Here is a 16514-nt window from a genome sequence, read left to right on the forward strand (position 1 = left end):
AAGCGGTATGCCCCACCCGGGTATGCCAATCGGGCATAAGCTTCGTGACGATGTTCGACCCACGCGATCTCGAAGCGCTGATCGCCGTCGCCGACCATGGTGGGATCGCGGCCGCCGCCCGTGCGCTGAACTCGTCGCAGCCGGCGGTCACGCGCCGACTGCAGCGCCTTGAACGCCAGGTCGGCCAGTCGCTTGTCCGTCGAGGACCGCACGGGAGCGTGCTGCTTCGGGACGGGCAGGCGTTGGTCGCTCGTGCGCGGCAGGTCGTGCGGCTGCTCGTGGATCTCCAGCGGCCCGCGAGCGAATCTGGGCCCGTTCTCGGTGTGCTCGCCAGCGTGGAGGGCTGGCTGGTCCCAAGGCTGCTGGACCGAATGCCGGCCGAGCTTTCCCAGGCGTTCAGGCCCAGGACGCTCGAAGCGTGCCGTGAGCTACAAGTGGTGGCCGACGGGCAGGCGGAGGCGGCGGTCATCACCGAGTGGCGACCGGACGACCGCCCAGACGGTCTGGCAGTCCTCGACCTCCTGCTCGAACCGTACGTCGTGCTCTTGCCGTCTCGCCATCGTCTGCTCACCGGCCACGCGCTCGAGCTCGAGGCACTTCGCGGCGAGGACGTCGTCTCGCCCCCGCACCCGGACTGCGGAGGACGCTTCGCCGAATCCGGCGGGTCGCAGCGGATGGCGGCCTCGCTCGTGCACGCCGAAGGGCTGGTCGCGCGCGGTGACGGCGTCGCCGTGTGGCCCTCATGCACATCGACGTCGCTGCGCCTGCCGGCGCGTGCGGTGGGTGATCATCGTGCCGCGCGGCGGCTCTCGGTTGCCGTGCGCGCCGAATCACTTCGCTCGCCGGCCATGCGCCGGCTTCTCGACGTCCTCGCGAGCGCTTGTAAGGCGCGACCTGGAAGGCGAGGCCGATTCTTGTGGCCGGGAATTCCAGGCCCGCTAGCGCGCTGAAGCAGCCCGGCGACAGCGTCAATGCCGCAGCGCCGCTTGAGCTGCTCCGCGCGGGTCGAGCCCCGACAACGTGACCCGAACGAGGTGTCTTGCTGCTCGCCGGTCGTCGCCGCGCGGTACAGCCGTGCCCGGCGACGCCGGGCACGGTAATCAGGCTGCGATGGCCTCGGGGGTTTCGGACGGTTCGGCGGCGGTCGTCTTGGGAATGCGGACGAGCGCGATCGCGGCGAGCGCGCCGATCAGCGCGATGCCGGCTGCGCCGAGGAAGGCGGCTGAGTAGCCGTCGGTCAGGGCGCTGGCGTTGCCGAGATGGTCGGCGCCCTGGCTGGTGGCAAGCGCCGTCATGACAGCAAGGCCCAGGGCGGAGCCAACCTGGTAGCTCGTGTTGACGATGCCCGAGGCGAGTCCGCCCTCCTCGGGCTTGGCCGACTGGATCGCGGTACCCAGCGACGGGATGAACGCGAGGCTCATCCCGGTTGCTGCGATCAGAGAGGCCGGGAGCACGTCCACCAGGAAGGACCCGTTCGGTCGCACCAGCGCCATGAGGGTCATACCGGCGGCGAGGAGGAGCAAGCCGGCGACGATCGGCGACTTGGGGCCGTACCGAGCGGTGACCTTCGGCGCAACCGCGACCATCAGCACCATGATCGTGACCGTCATCGGTAGGAGCGCCGCCCCGCTCTCGAACGCGCCATACCCCAGGACCTGCTGCAGGTAGAGGTTCAGGAAGAACCACATCGGGATCCACGCGGCGCCGAGCAGCAGCTGGACGACATTGGCGGCGCCGAGGTTCGGGGCGCGGAAGATGCCGAGCCGCATCAGCGGCTCTCGCCGGGCGGCCTGAACGACGACGAAGAGGCCGAGGAGCGCCACGCCGCCGGCGAGGCTCGCGAGCGTGGCGGCTGATCTCCAGCCTTGCTCCGGGGCGCGGACGACGCCGAAGACAGTGAGGGCGAGACCGGCCGTGGCGGTGAGGGCTCCGGCGAAGTCGATCGAGCCGCGGCGCGGGGGAGCGCTGGGCATCAGGCCGGGCACGACGGCGAGGACGCCGAGGGCGATCGGGATGTTGATGTAGAAGACCCACGGCCAGGAGATCCACTCGGTCATGACCCCGCCGAGGAACACGCCGGCGGTGCCGCCTGCGGGGGCGGCCGCGCCGTAGATGGCGAACGCCTTCATCAGCTCTTTGGGTTGGTTGCCGAAGAGCATCATCAGGAGGGTGAGGGCTGACGGCGCGATGAGCGCGGCGCCTGCGCCCTGGACGGCGCGGGCCGTGATCTCGACCCCGGTGGAGTCAGCGAGTCCGGCGGCGAGGGACCCCGTGGCGAGGACGAGCCAGCCGAGGCTGAATATGCGCTTGGCGCCCAGGAGGTCGGAGAGGCGGCCGCCGAGCAGGAGCAGGCCGCCGAGGGCGATGACGTAGGCGTTGAACACCCACGAGAGGGAGTCCGGTGTGAATCCGAGGTCGGCCTGGATCTCGGGAAGGGCGACGCCGATGATCGAGGTGTCCATGATCACCATGAACTGCGCGAGCGCGATGACGGCAAGGGCCGTCCAGCGCCGCGGATGTGCGGTCTGCATGAGGAAGCCTTTCTGGGCCGTGGGGAGGCCGGCCCGCAGGAGTGAGTGGATGCGTGCGACGCGCCGGGTGCGGACCCGGCCGGCCGTCTGGCGCGCTAAGGCGCTAGACGGCCACGGCGCATCGGCCGCAACCGCTCGCGCCCGCGCGAGCAGCCCAGCGACGGAACCAACGCTCAGTCACCACTGGGCTCCGAGCATGAGGGAAGCGTGCGGCTCGCCGAGGTGGCCGCCGTCGTCACCGTCGAGCGCCTCGATGGCGAGGACGGTGGTGCCGAACACGAACGCCACTGCGAGGATGACGCCGACCACTCGAGGATTCGGCCCGCCGTGAATGCCCGTGCGGTGGACGGCGGCGTGGCCTTTGCCGCGGGCGATCAGCCAGCGGTTGACTGGCAGCGCGACCACAAAGGCCACCGAGAGGGCGAACGCGAGCGCGCCCCAGAAGAACACGGACCCCAGTCCGGCTTCCATGGCACCAGGCACGAGCAGCATCACGCCGTTGTCGATGATCTCCATCACCGCGATCGAGAAGGTGTCCGAAGCGAGGGCGATCGGGATCACGGCGCTGACGGCGAGGCCCGCGCGCAGCAGCGGCAGGCTCGTGAGCGCGTAGCCGAACAGGAACGCGAGGCCAACGGCGAGCGCCACGGTGCCCCACCGCGAGAAGCCCAGCGCTGTGCCGATCGCCATGCCCAGGATCTCGCCGATGGCGCACCCGGTCAGGCAGTGCAGTGTCGCGGATATCGCGGTGTTGGTGAGCGCTCGGCCGGACGTCGGCAGCTCGTGGTGCTCGTGCCCGCCGTGATGTTCGTGTCTGGCGTGGCCGTGCTGCGCGTGGGCCTCCATGACGCGCGCCTAGACGACCTCGTACCCGGCGTCGGCGACGGCGGCGCGGATGGCGTCGTCGTCGATATCGGTGCCGGTCACCACCAATCGGCCGGCGGCGACGTCCACGTCGACCGTGCGCACGGCCGGGAGCTCGGCGACTTCTTCACGGACCGACGCGGCGCAGTGCGAGCACGTCATACCGGTGACCCTGTACTCGCGGGACTCGTCAACGTGGGTGGTTTCGGTCATGTGGGTTCCTAAATACGGGGAGGGGGTATTGGCGCGGCGAACCGTAACACCTTCTACCCGCTGGTGTCAAATACGCCAGGGGGGTATCTGCGGCCAGGGAACGGCGACGGGAGCGGGTCCCGCCGCCGTTGCTGGGCCCCGGGTCAGCCGTGGCCGGAGCCGTGGTCGCCCGTATCGCTGCCCGTATTCGCGGGCGATTCGCTGGAGATCTGGCTCATCGTCTTCTTCCTGTCACGCGACGGAGATATGCCTAGGTGAGCCCCGTAAAAGTACCCCCAGCGGGTATAGTGGTGGTACCACGACAGCTCCCGGAGATTCCGCAATGGCCGCCACCGACGCCCAGCAGACAACGCCCACTCGCGGCTACAGCGCAACCAAGGACCAGCTCCAGAAGCGGCTGCGCCGCATCGAGGGTCAGGTCCGCGGCGTCCAGGGCATGGTCGAGGACGACCGCTACTGCATCGACGTGCTCACGCAGATCTCCGCGATCCAGGCCGCGCTCGACAAGGTGGCGCTCGGCCTGCTCGACGAGCACGCCCGCCACTGCGTCATCGGCGTCGAGCCGGACCAGCAGGCCGAGAAGGCCGACGAGCTGATGGCGGCCGTGGGCCGACTCATGCGCCGCGGCTAAGTCTCAGCCGAAATCGTCAACGATCACGTCGCGGATGACCGCGTCACCCGGCCCATCGTCGACGACCTCCGGCACTCCTGGTGCTCGTGGGCCGTCAACACTGGCCGGCGCTGACGGGCGGGATCTGACTGCGCTGGGTCTTGTGGGCGAGCGGCTGGAGTGGCTGCGGTAGTGTTCGGGCTAGTCGCGGAGGTCTCCGCGACAACGCAGACGACCTCGCCCAGCCGTAGCGACGCGCGGCGCCGGTTGTCGCCCCGAGCAGGGAGGGCGCATGCCCGCCAGTAGTTCGAGCGAGTTGCACGATTCCAAAGCGGCGATCCGCGCGGTCGTGCGGCGCCTGTCGCGGCCCGACGGGCAGGGTGGCGCGGTCATCGAGCGTGCCGCGATCATCGCCGAGGGCAAGAGCTCCGCGGCGATCGAGGCGTGGGTCATCGACAACGGCGGCCAGCCTGAGGTTGTGACGCTCGATCGCCCAGGCGAAGGGCTTCACCCGTTCCGGCGCGACGCGCCCCCGCTCGGTGGGCGGACGCCGGGTCGGTACGTCCTTCCGGCGGCGGCACTGGGCTCACTGTCATGAAGAAGTCGCAGACCGAGCCACTTCGGGGCCAAGCCGCATACCGGGCGCACCTGCAGGAAGTCGCACGCAGCAACGAGATCGCGCAGGCCGCCGCCATGCGCCGGCGTGACGCCAAGGAGGCCGTGGTGATGGGTGAGGCCGCAGAGCGCGCTCGCCGCGAAATGCGCGACCTGCATCGTCAAGAGGATCGCTGACGACTTCGCCGAGGTGGGCGAGCGCCGCAGCACGAACCGTCAGATGGCCTGCTGACGCAGGCGCTGTTCGCTGCTGCGGCACCATTCGAGCAGCAGGGCTTCTCGGGCATCACGCTGGTCGTGCGCGCCGAGTAGCCGCCTCCCCCAGCGGTTGTTGCCGTGGTCGACCGCGAACGTCACCGCGTCGGGGTCTGCTGCGCAGCCAGCACGACGCCGGCTCGGTTCCGGTGTGCCCGTTCGTACGCGAGGACAATGACGAACCGCTCGGGTTCCGCGCCGTCGAGCCCGAACCGGACGCCGTCCACGTCGAGCGCGTCGTAGCCTGGCCACGGCTCCTGACCGAGCCGCGCGTCGATGTGGGCCAACACCGTGACGCGGTTCTGGTGGCTGCGCTCGTGATCTCCGAGCCGAGCCAGGTCGCGCGGGGCCAGCTCCTCCAAGTGCGCGAGCACCTGATCGACGGTGAGCTTGTCGTAGCGGGTGGTCACCGGCCCGGACCCCGCGCCGGCTTCACGGAGCGCCGCGGTTGCTGGCTGGCTCCCGTCTGCGGCGGCGTCGCCCCGGCCGCGACCGAAGTGCCGGAGAAAGGTTCTGGTGGAGCGCTTCATGCGACGGCTCCTGCGTTGACGCTCGCGGCCATGTCGGCCTCGCTTCCTGCCCCTTCTTGAAATGGAGACGCCGAGGAGAAGAGGAACCCAAGCGCTTGCCAGGGAGCCTACTCCCCGCCTTCGGTGATGTCGGGTCGTGCGGCAGCACGCCCGGATCCGTTCAGCTTTCCGTCGGCGGCTGCTTCGTTGGCCCTGCGCGCCTGTTCGGCCTTTTGGGCCGGAGAGTCGCCTGTGCGTGCCGACTTGTCGAGTTCGCGCTGTTCGCGATTGTTGCGCCGGCGAAGCTTTGCTGCTTGCTTGTCTGCCAATTCGTCCTCCTGGGTTCTCTGACTCGTGATCTACGGGCTGTGCGGCATCAGGCAGTGGTTTTCGGCAAGCCGAGCCGGCGCTTGACGGCCGTCCGGTCGCGACGGAGTCCGTCGGCGTGTCTGCGTGCCCGGGCGCTCAGGACATGCGTGGTGCTCTCCTGCAGCGATCGGCGCGGGGGCCCAGCCGGCTCCGAGCTGTCGGTGTGGCAGCGCCAGCATCGCTGGGACTGCCGCGCCATCGGCGCGCTGCATCCGCTGCAGAGCCGCGGTGTGTGTCGGTCAAGCATCGGTGCTCCTATCTGAGCTCCTTCAGAGTGACCAGAGACGCGACAGGCGAAGGGGCGTGCCTGCGCGTATCACGAGCATAGACCCCCTGGCATTCCCTAGCGGTGCCAGAGCGGTGAGGACTCAGGGGATATAGTCGCGGCCAGGCGCTTCGCTCACGAGCGGAGCGCCGTCCCACGAGCGAGCCAGCGTACGCCTGACGGGCGGCCGCCCTCGGGAAAGAGCGCTGACCTCATGCGCGACCGACTGCTGGCATCCGACGGTGCTGCGGCAAAGGACGGCGACATGACATCCGTCATCCCGTCCGAGCAGACGCACGAACCTCGATTTGAAGCTGAACGGCAACTGGCCGCCGCTGCCGAGCGACACCGCGAGGCCTTGGCGTCCCTGGAGATGCCCGGCCTTCCGCAGGCCGGTCAGCACGTGGCGGTCAAGGGTCTCGCCCGATCCGTGCACCTTGTGTCGTTCACGCTGCGGAGGGCGGCGGCGTCCGGCGTCCCGTTCGAGCGGCTGGTCGAGTTGACGGGTTGGGAGCCAGACCTGGTTCGCGAAGGCCTTGAGCGGCTTCCCGAACCGCGGGTCGTCGCTCGGTTGATTCCGGCAGACGTCGACCCTGCGCCGATCGCCGCGGCCGTCACCGCCCTCGAAGCTGTGGCCGACCTGCGGGAGCTGGTGCAACTCTTGTTGGCCGACGCGGTCTTCGCAGCCGAGGACCCCTCGCTCCTGGGCTCCGCAGAGCTGCGAGACCTCCACGACCGGGTCGATGCCAGCTGGCGTTCCTGGCGGCGCGACTCAGGAATCGGCGATCGGTCCTGACCCTCAGGCCCAGCCGACAAGCGGTGCGCGCCGAAGCGGCGAGCGCCCTCAGGAAGGTCGTTGACATGCATACGAAGCCGTCCAACGGGGAGCCACAGCCGCTCTCGCCACAAGCCGCGCAAGAACCGGAGGCACCGCCGCGCTGGGACCCTGTGGCCGAGCGTGACGAACGCCGTAGAGCCCGTGCCGTGCAGCGCGGGCCGCGCGCAAGCAGTGCCCGACCATCCCCGCGTCCGCAGCGTGTGCCTGTCGAGCGCATCCTGACGTGCGCGGCGATCGTCGCCATAGTGGTCGCCCTCGCGGTGCTCGTGGACTCGCTCGGCGCCGGGGCATGGGTGCTCGGCCTCGTCTGCTCGATCGGCACGCTCACACTGGTCAGCGTCTTGCCCGCCGCCACGACGCGGCGGTCGGCCGACCGCCGATACCGCGCAGCGCCGTCACGGCGCTGACGACGCCCTGAGCGTCGATGGCGAATTGCTCCGGCGCCGCCCCGCGAAGCCCGAGCACGCGCGCATCGACCGAGCCAGGTTCGGCGCAGGTCGCATCGTGATGTTGCTCCTGATCGGCCTCGTGTTCACCGCGGCCGGCGTGTGGCTCGGCGGCGCGCGGTGAGCGCTAGGCGTCGACGGGTGGCGTGCCGTAGGTGTGGAAGGACTCGACGGTCTTGACGCCCCAGGCCTGGCCCTTGGCTCGTTCCCGCTCGGTCCAGACGACCGCCGGCTCGTCGGGCGCGTACACGAAGCGGCCTCCGGTGGTGACTTCGATCCGGTTGCCGCCCGGCTCGATGCCGTAGAGGAAGAAGCCCTGGGCGATGGCGTGCTTGGAAGGTGCGGCCTCGATCGGGATGCCGGCGTCGACCCAGATGTCGGCGGCGCGCATGCACTCCTCGCGGGTGTCGACCCACAGCGCGACGTGGTGGAGGCGGCCGTGCGCGCGGTGGGCGTCGCGGGTGTAGATGAGCTCGTGGGCGGCGATGGTCGCGCTCATCCAGGCGCCGGCCTCGGAGCCGTCGTCGAGCTCGATGCGTTCGTAGAGGCGGTAGTCGAGCGTGTCGACGCAGAACTCGCGGTTCGCGCGCACGTCGGACGCGAGGAGGTTGATGTGGTCCAGGCGCTTGATCGCGCAGCCACGGCCGGTGTATCGGCCCGGGACGTTCTTGTGGGCCGGCGCGCGGTGCTCGGGGGCGAGGTAGCGCTCGCACTCGTAGTAGAGCTCGAAGACGTGGCCGTCGGGATCGCGGAAGCGGTAGGACGGGCCGCGGCCCAGGTCGCCTTCGGTCCAGCCCACGCCGAGGCCGGTGGCCTCGACGCCGGCGACGCGTCGTTCGAGTGCTTGCGGGCTCCACGCGCGGAGCCCGAGGATGCCCATCCCGCTGGTGTCGCTCGCGGTCAGCTTGACCGACCAGCGCTGGTAGTCGCCCCAGCCGCGCAGGTAGGTGGACGGGCCATCCTGGGCCTCGATGTCCATGCCGAGGATGTCGACGAAGAAGGCCAGGCTCTCGTCGAAGCGCGGCGTGAAGAGCTCCACCGGGCCGAGGTGCGCGAGCTCAGACACGGGCGTCCAACCCGTCGAGCCGGAACGACAACGCTCCCGCCTCCAGCTGCGCGCGCTTGTCGGCCTCCTTGGCCTCGCGCGCGAGCGACGCCTCCAGGACCTCGTCGGCGCGCGCGGCGTCGACCACCGTCACGCCGTCGGCGTCGAGCACGACCAGGTCACCAGGGCGGATCTCCCACCCGCCGATCACCACCGGCACGTCGAGCTGCCCGGCCGTCTCCTTGGCGGCGCCGCGGGAGCGGATCCACCGCGACCACACCGGAACGGCCATCTGGGACAGCTCCTCGCTGTCGCGGACCGCGGCGTCGACGAGCACGGCGGCCGCGCCGCGCGCGACGGCCTGGGTGAGCAGGAGGTCGCCGAGCAGCGCGACCGGGCGCGGCTCGGGCATGCAGAGCACGAGCACCTCACCGGGCTGCAGCCGCTCCATCACGGCGTGCACCATCAGGTTGTCGTCCTGCGCGCACAGCGCGATCCGCGCCGGCCCGCACGCGCGCGAACGCGGCACCAGCCGCTTGAACTCCGCGTCGACGAGGCCCTCACGGCCCGAGGCCTCGTACACGGTCGCGGCGCCGAGCCGCGCCAGCTCGCCGGTCACACTCACGACAGCTCCTCCACGACCTGCGGCAGCACCCGCATGAACGACTCGCCGTAGCGCACCTCCGAGCGCCCCGACGCGCGGCGCGCGTGATTGCCGCGCTGCTCGCCGCGCTGCGCGTAGTAGGCCTGCAGGTACCGCTGGGCTTGCATCTCGCCCATGGCGGCCACCTTCTGGTCCCACACGCTCGTGATGTCCACGTGCACGGTCGGCGTGAAGTTGCACAGCTCGGGCTGATGCGGTTCGAACAGGAACAGCTGCGGCGGCTTGACGGTGCCGAACGCGCTCGGCACGCCGGCACCCGCCGCCAGCGAGCGGGCCCGGTCCACCGCCGCGTAGGCGACCGGGTGGTCGGGGTTGAACGGGTCGGTGTCGGTGTGCGTGATCAGCACGTCGGGCCCGAACGCGCGGATCGCCTCCGCGATCTCGAGCAGCCGATCCCCGTCGATCTGCAGCGGATAGTCGCCGAAGTCCAGGCAGCGGAACGACGCGCCAAGGTGCTCGGCGGCGGCCGCGGCCTCGGCGTGGCGCAGCCGCTTGACGTTCTCCACCGTCTGGTCCGGTGCCTTCCACAGCTCGCCGGACTCGCCGCGCTCCCCGTAGGACAGCGCGATCACCTCCGCCTCGCCGCCCAGCGCCACCGCCTTGGCCACCGCGCCGCCGGCCCGCCAGACGAAGTCGGCCGAATGGGCCCCGATGACCTGGACCCTCTTAGGCACCGTCGAGCCCCGCCAGCCGCCGCGTGTTCTCTACAGCCATCACTCGAATCTCCTCCTCGCTGAAGCCGGCCGCGAGGAAGCGGTCGGCCAGGATGGCCAGCCCGTCCTCCGCCGGCGGGTTGAAGACCTGCCCGAGGTCGCTGCCCCACACGGTGCGGGCGGCGCCGACCGCGCGGGTTGCCTCGAAGACGTGCTCCCATGTGCACTTGCCGGTATACGGCGTGGTCAGCGCCCGCTGGAAGAACGCGCCGCGCTCGGCCAGCCGCTGCTGGTCGGCCGGGCCGACGCGGTGCGACGGGAACTCCGGGTTGGTCACCACGACCGTCTCCACGCCCGCGTCGACGGCCGCGTCGACGACGGCGAAGATCTCGTCGCGGGACAGATGCCCGGTCGCGAGCACGAGCCCGTGGCGCGCCACCACGTCCAGCACGGCGCGCAGCGCGGGCAGCGGGGCGCGTTCGGCGTCGAGCACCGGCACCGCGCGCGGCGGAGCGCCCGCCTCGCGCAGCTCGCGCTCGAACCGCACCCAGACGGGGACGTTGCCGTGCAGCTGCGCCCGCTCGACCTTGTCGAACTCGCCCGTTGAGCTGACCGTCGGCAGCCAGACGAAACGCGCCCCCTGGCGGGCGGCGACCTCGACCGCCGTCGCGTTCAGCCCGCCGACCGCGTGGTTGAGCACGATCGAGCCGACGGCCATCGGCGCCCCGACCGCGGCGTTCACCACGGCCGCGCGTTCGGCCGTCGCCGTGTAGTGCGACATCAGCCCGAAGCCGGCCAGGCCGAGCTCCAGATGGCGGGCGGCCAGCTCGAGGTCGGTGATGCGGCGCGGGGCGAAGTCCGGCGCCGCGTGCACGTACGGGTCAAAGCCGCCACGCACGAGCTCCCGCGCGCGAGCAGAGGGGACGGGGTGCTCAGGCACAGCCGGGATGTTCCTCCGACCGCGCGCACGACGCATCGGTCACCGCGGTGTGCGCCGGCCGCTCAGCGCACGTGGGCGGCCGGTTCACGCCGGCGGAGGCGTTCGAGCGCGGTCGTGAGAGCGTCCACGACGCACGGGTCGAACTGCGTGCCCGCGCAGCGCTGGATCTCGGTGATCGCCTCCTCGGGGGAGCGGCCGGCGCGGTACGCGCGGTCGGTGACGATCGCGTCGTAGGTGTCGCAGGCGGCGACGATGCGGGCGGCGAGCGGGATCTCCTCGCCCGCGAGCCCGTCGGGGTAGCCGTTGCCGTCGTAGCGCTCGTGGCTGGAGCGCACGATGCGGCCGACGGTCTGCAGGCCGGGTGTCGCGCCGATGATGCGCTCGCCGATGATCGTGTGCTGACGCATGTACTGCCACTCGGCCTCGTCGAGCGCGCGCGGGGCGTGCAGGATCGCGTCGGGGATCGCGATCTTGCCGATGTCGTGCAGCGCGGCGGCGCGGCGCAGGTCGAGCAGGTCCGCGGAGTCCAGGCCGAGCTGCTCGCCGACGGCTTCGGCGAGCTGGGCGACGTCGTCGACGTGCTCGCGCAGGTCGCCGTCGTGCTCGGCGGCGACGCGCAACAGCACGTGGTGGACGGCCTCGTCGGCGGTGCGGCGCCCGCGGCCCTTGGCGGCGTACATGCGCTGGTCGCACAGGCGCAGGGCGTCCGCGGCGTCCGCGACCTCGGTCGGGATCAGGACCACGCCCGCCGAGCAGCCGATGGTGAAGCGCTCGCCGCGTTCGCTGAGCGCCGCGGTCGCCTGCTTGACGAGGCGCTCGGGATCGATGTCCGGGTGGGTGGCGAGCACGCAGAACTCGTCGCCGCCCATGCGGTAGGCGTGGGCGAGGCCGCCGATCTCGGCCGCGAGGTTGTGGCCGAGCCGCACGAGCAGCGCGTCGCCCGCGGGATGGCCGAAGCTGTCGTTGTAGGCCTTGAAGCCGTCCAGGTCGAACGTCGCCAGCACGGCACCGCGTCCGGGCCGGGCGTCGCGGATCGCGCGCTCGAGGTCCAGCAGCAGCGCCCGGCGGTTGCCGAGGCCCGTGAGCGCGTCGGTCAGCGCTTCGGTCTCGCTGACGCCGAGCGTGCGCAGGTTCTCCCGGAACGTCAGGGCGAAGCGGACGACGGCCGCGACGATCGCGCCGCAGGCGAGCCAGATCGCCACGTGATTGAGACGGACGTAGTGGTCGGCGACCAGCAGGCCGAGCGCCACCAGCGTGAACGTTGCGGGCAGGACGAGCAGACCGCCGCGCAGGCGGCGCGCGTCCAGGCGCCGGGCGGGCAGGCAAGCGGCAGCGCCCATCAGCAGGTAGGCGCCGGGCCACGTGAGGTCCAGCAGCGTGTAGTCCTGGTAGGTCCCCTTGGCGGCCTGGTAGAGGTAGATCACGTCGCCGACGGCCCAGATCGCGAACGCCGCGCCAAGCAGCGCCCAGGCCGCGCCGACGCGCCAGCCGGTGATCGCCATGACCGCGATGACGAACGCGAGCAGCATCAGGTCCCCGAGCGGATACGCGAGGTTGGTCGCGACGGTGGCGAACGTCCCCTCGGTGCTCGCGACGACGCCGAAGACGAGCGCCGCGCCGACCGCGGCGATCGTGAGCCCGCACACCAGCCCGTCCAGCCACAGCACCGAGGAGACGCGGCCGGCGCGGGCGCGCAGCAACAGCACGAGCGCGCCGTACGCCGCCGGGAAGATGCTCAGGTAGCCCGCGTCCGACCAGGACGGGTACGGCGGCGCGTCCAGGTCCTCGAGGGCGACCGTGTAGTACACGTCGCCGGCGGCGTAGCCGAGCAACCCCACGGTCAGCACCGCCCAGGCCGTGCGCTCGCTGCCCATGGAGGCGCGGGCGCGCAGCCCACACACGATCACGACCAGGAACTCGACGGCGTTGTAGGCCTTGTCCCCGGGGCCCGGGGGAAGGACGCCGACGACGCGCAGGAGAACGGCGACGAGGCTCGCCGCCGCGGCGGCGAGCAACCACGTCTGGAGATACGGACGACGAAGAAGCTCCACTATCTAGCAATCGACGAGCTTGTCGCCGTCTTGAGTGAGCGAGGGAGACTTCGTCGTCTAACCGAGCCGCGCGCTCCTGACCTTCGCGGACCGCGGAAGCGTGCTGGCGTTGCCCTCGAAGCGCGCGCCGAAGCGCAGGCGGGCCGCCACGCGCGTCGGAAAACTGACCGCGATCGAGTAGCGGCACTGGCGTGAGAGGGCGGTGCGGCGCGCGGACACGGTGCGCCGGCCGGACTTGACCGTGATGCGGATGCGGCCGGAGCAGGCGCCGGCGCTGGCGAGCCGGCCGCGCACGACGAACCGGTAGGGCATCCGCCGGTCACGGCTCGGCCGCAGCGTGAGCGACAACCGGGGCCGGAAGCGCGTCACGGTGACGACGCGCACGGCGCTGGTCTGCTGGCGGGCGCCGTCGATCGCCACGGCGGTCAGCGTGTTAGAGCCGACATCCGCGCCACGCACCGTGTACGTGCACGCGTAGGGAGGCGCGAGCGCCTCGCACACGAAGCGGTCGTCGTCGTAGAACTGCACCTTGGCGACGCCGCGGTCGTCGCTGGCGTTCACGGACAGCACCGGCGGGACATCGCCGCGGAACCTGACGCGGGCCGCCGGGGCGGTCCAGGTCAGGACCGGCGGTGCGTCGTCGAGCGTCGGGGCGCCGGCCACCACCACCACGGGTGCGTTCTCGCAGGCGGAGACGACGTCGAACTGGTCCAGCACCGCGGTGTCGGTCCCCGCGTTGCAGTAGATGCGGTCGGGGAAGCCGTCGCGGGCGTTGATGGTGTCGTTGTAGTCGCTGCCATAGATGACGTCCGCGCCTTCCGCGCCGTCGATGGTCGCCGGACCGCCGTCGACGTCGAGGAAGTTGCCGCCGGCGTCCCCGATCAGGCTGGCCGCGCCGTCCGCGGTGGTCGCGAGCGTCACGTCCTCCACGTCGCCCAGGACGTTGTCGCCCTCGCCCGGCGAGCCGTCGTTGGCCGCGCCGTCGAGGGTCACGGTCACGCTGGGGCGGCTCGAGTAGGAGACGCGATCGAGGCCCGGGCCGCCGCCCAACGCGTCCGGGCCAGAGCCGCCGCCGATCAGGTCGTCGCCGACGCCGCCGTCGACGACGTCCGCGCCCGCCCCGCCGCCGAGCTCCTGGTCATCGCCCGGGCCGCCGCTGATCGCGTCCGCGCCGCTGCCGCCCGTGAGCGCGTCGATGCCCTCGCCGCCGTTGATGGTGATCGGGACCGCCAGGGTCGGCGCGTCGACCCGGTCGGCGCCGTCGCCGGCCTCGACCACGACCCGGCTGACGCCCGCGCACGCGTAGCGCTCACCCTCCGGCACGCCGGTGCAGCCCGCGCCGGCGATGACGTCGGCGTCGGTGTCGATCCGCCGCTCGACGATCACCTGCGCGGCGTCCCCGCTGAATGCCAGGTTGTTGGACGCGCCGGCCCCCGCGACGTACGTCAACGTGCCGTTGGCCAGCGTCAGCGTCGCCGCTCCCGCCGGCGCCGCACCCACGAGACCGGAGCTCACGACCACACCCACGACCAGCAGCGAACGCTTCATGAGCCGACACTACTCCCTCTTCATGCAGCGGTGGCGGCGAGCGCCGCGCGCAGCTCCCGCCGGTTGTGCACGTCGAGCTTGCGGAAGACCTTGTGGAGGGGGTACTCGACCGTGCGCGGGCTGATGAACAGCTGCGAGCCGATCTCCGGGTTGGTGTGCCCGCGACCTGGAGCTCCTGCGGGGTCAGGTCGTCGCGCGTGTCGGGCGTGAGCCGCGAACGCGAGCTCCATCTCGGACTCGACGCCGGACGCCGTCACGATCTCGCACCCCTCGGCGGACGCCGCCAGGTGGCGCAGCAGCGCGGACTTGCCGACGCCGGCCTCACCGCGCAGGACGAGCACGCGGCTCTCGCCGCCGCGGACGCCGGCGACGAGCGCCTCGAGCGCGCCGCACTCGCTGACGCGGTTCACCAGGCTGGGGGCCGCGAGCATGGAGCGGCGCATTATCGCCCGCGCACCAATCAGGCGTAGGCTCGCCGCATGCGCCTCTCAACCGACACCGAGCTGTCCGCCCGGTGCGACCGGCTGCGGTCGCTGCACCGCCCCGGCGCGCCCGTGCTGCTTCCCAATGCGTGGGACGCCGCCACCGCGAGGGCCGTCGTCGCGGCCGGGTTCCCCGTCGTCGCGACCACCAGCGCCGGCGTGGCCGCCGCGCTCGGCCACGAGGACCACGAGCGCGCGCCCGCCGACGAGATGTTCGCCGCCGCCGCGCGGATCGCGCGCGCGGTGGACGTTCCCGTCACCGTCGACGCCGAGGGCGGCTACGGGCTGCCGCCCGCGGAGCTCGTCGACATGCTGCGCTCCGCGGGGGCCGCCGGCTGCAACCTCGAGGACACCGACAACGCCACGGGCTCGGTGCGCGACGCCAACGAGCACGCCGAGTGGCTGCGCGCGGTCCGTGAGGCCGCGGACGCCGACGGCTACCCGCTCGTCATCAACGCCCGGGTCGACGTCTTCTTCGCCCCCGTGCTCGCGGGCGCCGGTGCGGACGTGCTGGCGGAGCTCGTCCCGGAGGCGGTCCGGCGCGCGGACGCCTACTCCGAGGCCGGCGCCGACTGCGTGTACCCGATCGGTCTCTGGGACACGGACGCGCTCCGCCGGTTGCTGTCCCAGGTGAGCGTTCCGGTCAACGTGGTGCGTCTCCCGCAGGCGCCTTCGCCCGCGGAGCTCGCCGCGCTGGGCGTGGCCCGGATCAGCTGGGGTCCGTTCTTGCATTGGAACGCGATGGCCCGGTTCGGCGAGGAGCTGGCGAGCCTCAGCGCGCCGCCCGCAGGATCAACTCGGTGACGCGGTCGGGCTGGGAGATGTAGGACGCGTGTGACGAGTTGATCTCGACCGTGCGCGAGCCGGCGCGCTTGGCCATGAACCGCTGCGCGGCGGGGCTGATGACCTCGTCCTGGCGACCGATCAGATACCAGGACGGGATCGTCTTCCAGGTGGGCTCGCCCGCGGGCTCCTGAACCGCCGACAGGGACACGGCCCGCTGCGCGCTGGCCATCCGCGCGACGGCCCGGGCGGGCACGTCGGCGGCGAAGAACTCGCGGAAGCGCGCCGGGTCGACGAAGAAGTCGGTCCCCTCGGTGCCGTCGGGCAGCGGGAACGGCCGCGTCCGCAGCGCCTCGCCGAAGCGGTTGGGGAAGCGCTCGATGATGCCGAAGTTGCTCTCGCCGGCGTCCAGGGCGAGCGCGTTGAGGTAGACGAGCGCCTTGACGTTGCCCACCAGCTTGGCCGCGGGCGTGGCCACGGCGCCGCCGTAGGAGTGGGCGACGAGCACGATCGGGCCCTTCACCGGCTGCAGCGCGCTGGCGACGTAGGCGGCGTCGCTCGCCGGCCCGCGCAGGGGGTTGGCGGGGGAGACGACGGTGTAGCCGCGGTCCTGCAGACGGCTGGTCACCTCGCCGAAGCCGGACGCGTCCGCGAACGCGCCATGGACGAACGCGATCGTGGGCTTGGCCGGCGTGCGGGCCGCGGCCTCGCCGGCGTGGAGGGCGATCGCGGCCGCGGTGGCGGCGGCGAAGGTGACGAGCGAGCGTGCGAACGGGTGCACGGGGAAGGGCTCCTTCCGGTGGTGGGTCGGGCACCTGTGGGACCGCCCGGCC

Annotated in this window: 22 protein-coding genes; 8 read left to right on the forward strand and 14 right to left on the reverse strand. The window is 71.8% G+C overall.

Annotation, left to right across the window (positions count from 1 at the left end; genetic code table 11):
* The first annotated feature begins 50 nt into the window (after positions 1-50).
* Positions 51-950 (forward strand): LysR family transcriptional regulator, encoded by a 900-nt coding sequence (locus OJ962_RS22890; RefSeq protein ID WP_202953307.1) that lies wholly within the window; start codon positions 51-53, stop codon positions 948-950.
* A gap of 150 nt (positions 951-1100) precedes the next feature.
* Here OJ962_RS22890 and OJ962_RS22895 read toward each other — a convergent pair whose 3' ends face one another.
* The 3 genes from OJ962_RS22895 to OJ962_RS22905 form a co-directional block, all read right to left on the reverse strand.
* Complete coding sequence (locus tag OJ962_RS22895) at positions 1101-2531, reverse strand: MFS transporter (RefSeq protein ID WP_202953306.1); 1431 nt, start codon at positions 2529-2531, stop codon at positions 1101-1103.
* Positions 2532-2708: 177 nt separating this feature from the next.
* Positions 2709-3377 carry a DUF4396 domain-containing protein gene (locus tag OJ962_RS22900; RefSeq protein ID WP_202953305.1) on the reverse strand — a complete coding sequence of 223 codons (669 nt, stop codon included), beginning with the start codon at positions 3375-3377 and terminating at the stop codon, positions 2709-2711.
* Between the two features lie 9 nt (positions 3378-3386).
* On the reverse strand, positions 3387-3608 hold the full coding sequence (locus tag OJ962_RS22905) for a heavy-metal-associated domain-containing protein (protein ID WP_202953304.1): 222 nt from the start codon (positions 3606-3608) through the stop codon (positions 3387-3389).
* Between the two features lie 322 nt (positions 3609-3930).
* Between OJ962_RS22905 and OJ962_RS22910 the strand changes: the two genes are divergently transcribed.
* The 3 genes from OJ962_RS22910 (at position 3931) to OJ962_RS22920 (ending at position 5010) form a co-directional block, all read left to right on the forward strand.
* Positions 3931-4239, forward strand: a complete 309-nt coding sequence (locus OJ962_RS22910) for a metal-sensitive transcriptional regulator (RefSeq protein ID WP_202953303.1) — start codon at positions 3931-3933, stop codon at positions 4237-4239.
* A gap of 295 nt (positions 4240-4534) precedes the next feature.
* Positions 4535-4816, forward strand: coding sequence for a hypothetical protein (locus OJ962_RS22915; protein ID WP_270006626.1), 282 nt, complete (start codon positions 4535-4537; stop codon positions 4814-4816).
* Entirely contained in the window at positions 4813-5010 is a 198-nt protein-coding gene (locus tag OJ962_RS22920; RefSeq protein ID WP_202953301.1) for a hypothetical protein, read from the forward strand. The genes OJ962_RS22915 and OJ962_RS22920 overlap by 4 nt, the downstream gene beginning before the upstream one ends.
* 39 nt (positions 5011-5049) lie before the next feature.
* On the opposite strand, the gene OJ962_RS22925 is transcribed toward OJ962_RS22920, so the two are convergent.
* From OJ962_RS22925 to OJ962_RS22935, 3 genes are all read right to left on the reverse strand, one after another.
* Complete coding sequence (locus tag OJ962_RS22925) at positions 5050-5190, reverse strand: hypothetical protein (protein WP_202953300.1); 141 nt, start codon at positions 5188-5190, stop codon at positions 5050-5052.
* Positions 5187-5618: a hypothetical protein gene (locus OJ962_RS22930; protein ID WP_270006627.1), complete on the reverse strand. Its 432-nt coding sequence runs from the start codon at positions 5616-5618 to the stop codon at positions 5187-5189. Before OJ962_RS22930 ends, OJ962_RS22925 begins: the two co-directional genes overlap by 4 nt.
* Positions 5619-5725: 107 nt before the next feature.
* The gene (locus tag OJ962_RS22935) at positions 5726-5926 is read right to left on the reverse strand and encodes a hypothetical protein (RefSeq protein WP_202953298.1); all 201 of its coding nucleotides are present in this window, start codon (positions 5924-5926) and stop codon (positions 5726-5728) included.
* Between the two features lie 519 nt (positions 5927-6445).
* On the opposite strand from OJ962_RS22935, the gene OJ962_RS22940 reads away from it, so the two are divergent.
* From OJ962_RS22940 to OJ962_RS22950, 3 genes are all read left to right on the forward strand, one after another.
* Positions 6446-7027: a hypothetical protein gene (locus tag OJ962_RS22940; protein ID WP_202953297.1), complete on the forward strand. Its 582-nt coding sequence runs from the start codon at positions 6446-6448 to the stop codon at positions 7025-7027.
* A 287-nt stretch (positions 7028-7314) separates the two neighbouring features.
* Entirely contained in the window at positions 7315-7476 is a 162-nt protein-coding gene (locus OJ962_RS22945; RefSeq protein WP_270006628.1) for a hypothetical protein, read from the forward strand.
* Positions 7477-7501: 25 nt separating this feature from the next.
* On the forward strand, positions 7502-7639 hold the full coding sequence (locus tag OJ962_RS22950) for a hypothetical protein (protein ID WP_202953295.1): 138 nt from the start codon (positions 7502-7504) through the stop codon (positions 7637-7639).
* A 3-nt stretch (positions 7640-7642) separates the two neighbouring features.
* On the opposite strand, the gene OJ962_RS22955 is transcribed toward OJ962_RS22950, so the two are convergent.
* The 7 genes from OJ962_RS22955 to OJ962_RS22985 form a co-directional block, all read right to left on the reverse strand.
* Complete coding sequence (locus tag OJ962_RS22955) at positions 7643-8581, reverse strand: VOC family protein (RefSeq protein WP_202953294.1); 939 nt, start codon at positions 8579-8581, stop codon at positions 7643-7645.
* A complete protein-coding gene (locus tag OJ962_RS22960) occupies positions 8574-9185 on the reverse strand; it encodes a 4-carboxy-4-hydroxy-2-oxoadipate aldolase/oxaloacetate decarboxylase (protein ID WP_202953293.1) in 612 nt (203 codons plus the stop codon). Before OJ962_RS22960 ends, OJ962_RS22955 begins: the two co-directional genes overlap by 8 nt.
* Entirely contained in the window at positions 9182-9898 is a 717-nt protein-coding gene (locus OJ962_RS22965) for a PIG-L deacetylase family protein (RefSeq protein ID WP_202953292.1), read from the reverse strand. Before OJ962_RS22965 ends, OJ962_RS22960 begins: the two co-directional genes overlap by 4 nt.
* A complete protein-coding gene (locus OJ962_RS22970) occupies positions 9891-10817 on the reverse strand; it encodes a DUF6282 family protein (protein ID WP_202953291.1) in 927 nt (308 codons plus the stop codon). The genes OJ962_RS22965 and OJ962_RS22970 overlap by 8 nt, the downstream gene beginning before the upstream one ends.
* A gap of 62 nt (positions 10818-10879) precedes the next feature.
* The gene (locus tag OJ962_RS22975; protein ID WP_202953290.1) at positions 10880-12868 is read right to left on the reverse strand and encodes a diguanylate cyclase; all 1989 of its coding nucleotides are present in this window, start codon (positions 12866-12868) and stop codon (positions 10880-10882) included.
* Between the two features lie 57 nt (positions 12869-12925).
* Positions 12926-14416: an Ig-like domain-containing protein gene (locus OJ962_RS22980; protein WP_202953289.1), complete on the reverse strand. Its 1491-nt coding sequence runs from the start codon at positions 14414-14416 to the stop codon at positions 12926-12928.
* 20 nt (positions 14417-14436) lie between these two features.
* Positions 14437-14847: a helix-turn-helix domain-containing protein gene (locus tag OJ962_RS22985; protein ID WP_202953288.1), complete on the reverse strand. Its 411-nt coding sequence runs from the start codon at positions 14845-14847 to the stop codon at positions 14437-14439.
* A gap of 48 nt (positions 14848-14895) precedes the next feature.
* Between OJ962_RS22985 and OJ962_RS22990 the strand changes: the two genes are divergently transcribed.
* Complete coding sequence (locus OJ962_RS22990) at positions 14896-15702, forward strand: isocitrate lyase/PEP mutase family protein (RefSeq protein WP_202953287.1); 807 nt, start codon at positions 14896-14898, stop codon at positions 15700-15702.
* Here OJ962_RS22990 and OJ962_RS22995 read toward each other — a convergent pair.
* The gene (locus tag OJ962_RS22995) at positions 15671-16462 is read right to left on the reverse strand and encodes an alpha/beta fold hydrolase (RefSeq protein WP_202953286.1); all 792 of its coding nucleotides are present in this window, start codon (positions 16460-16462) and stop codon (positions 15671-15673) included. The genes OJ962_RS22990 and OJ962_RS22995 overlap by 32 nt on opposite strands.
* Between the last annotated feature and the right edge of the window lie 52 nt (positions 16463-16514).

The organism is Solirubrobacter deserti (genome assembly GCF_027587175.1).
Taxonomy (GTDB): Bacteria; Actinomycetota; Thermoleophilia; order Solirubrobacterales; family Solirubrobacteraceae; genus Solirubrobacter; species Solirubrobacter deserti.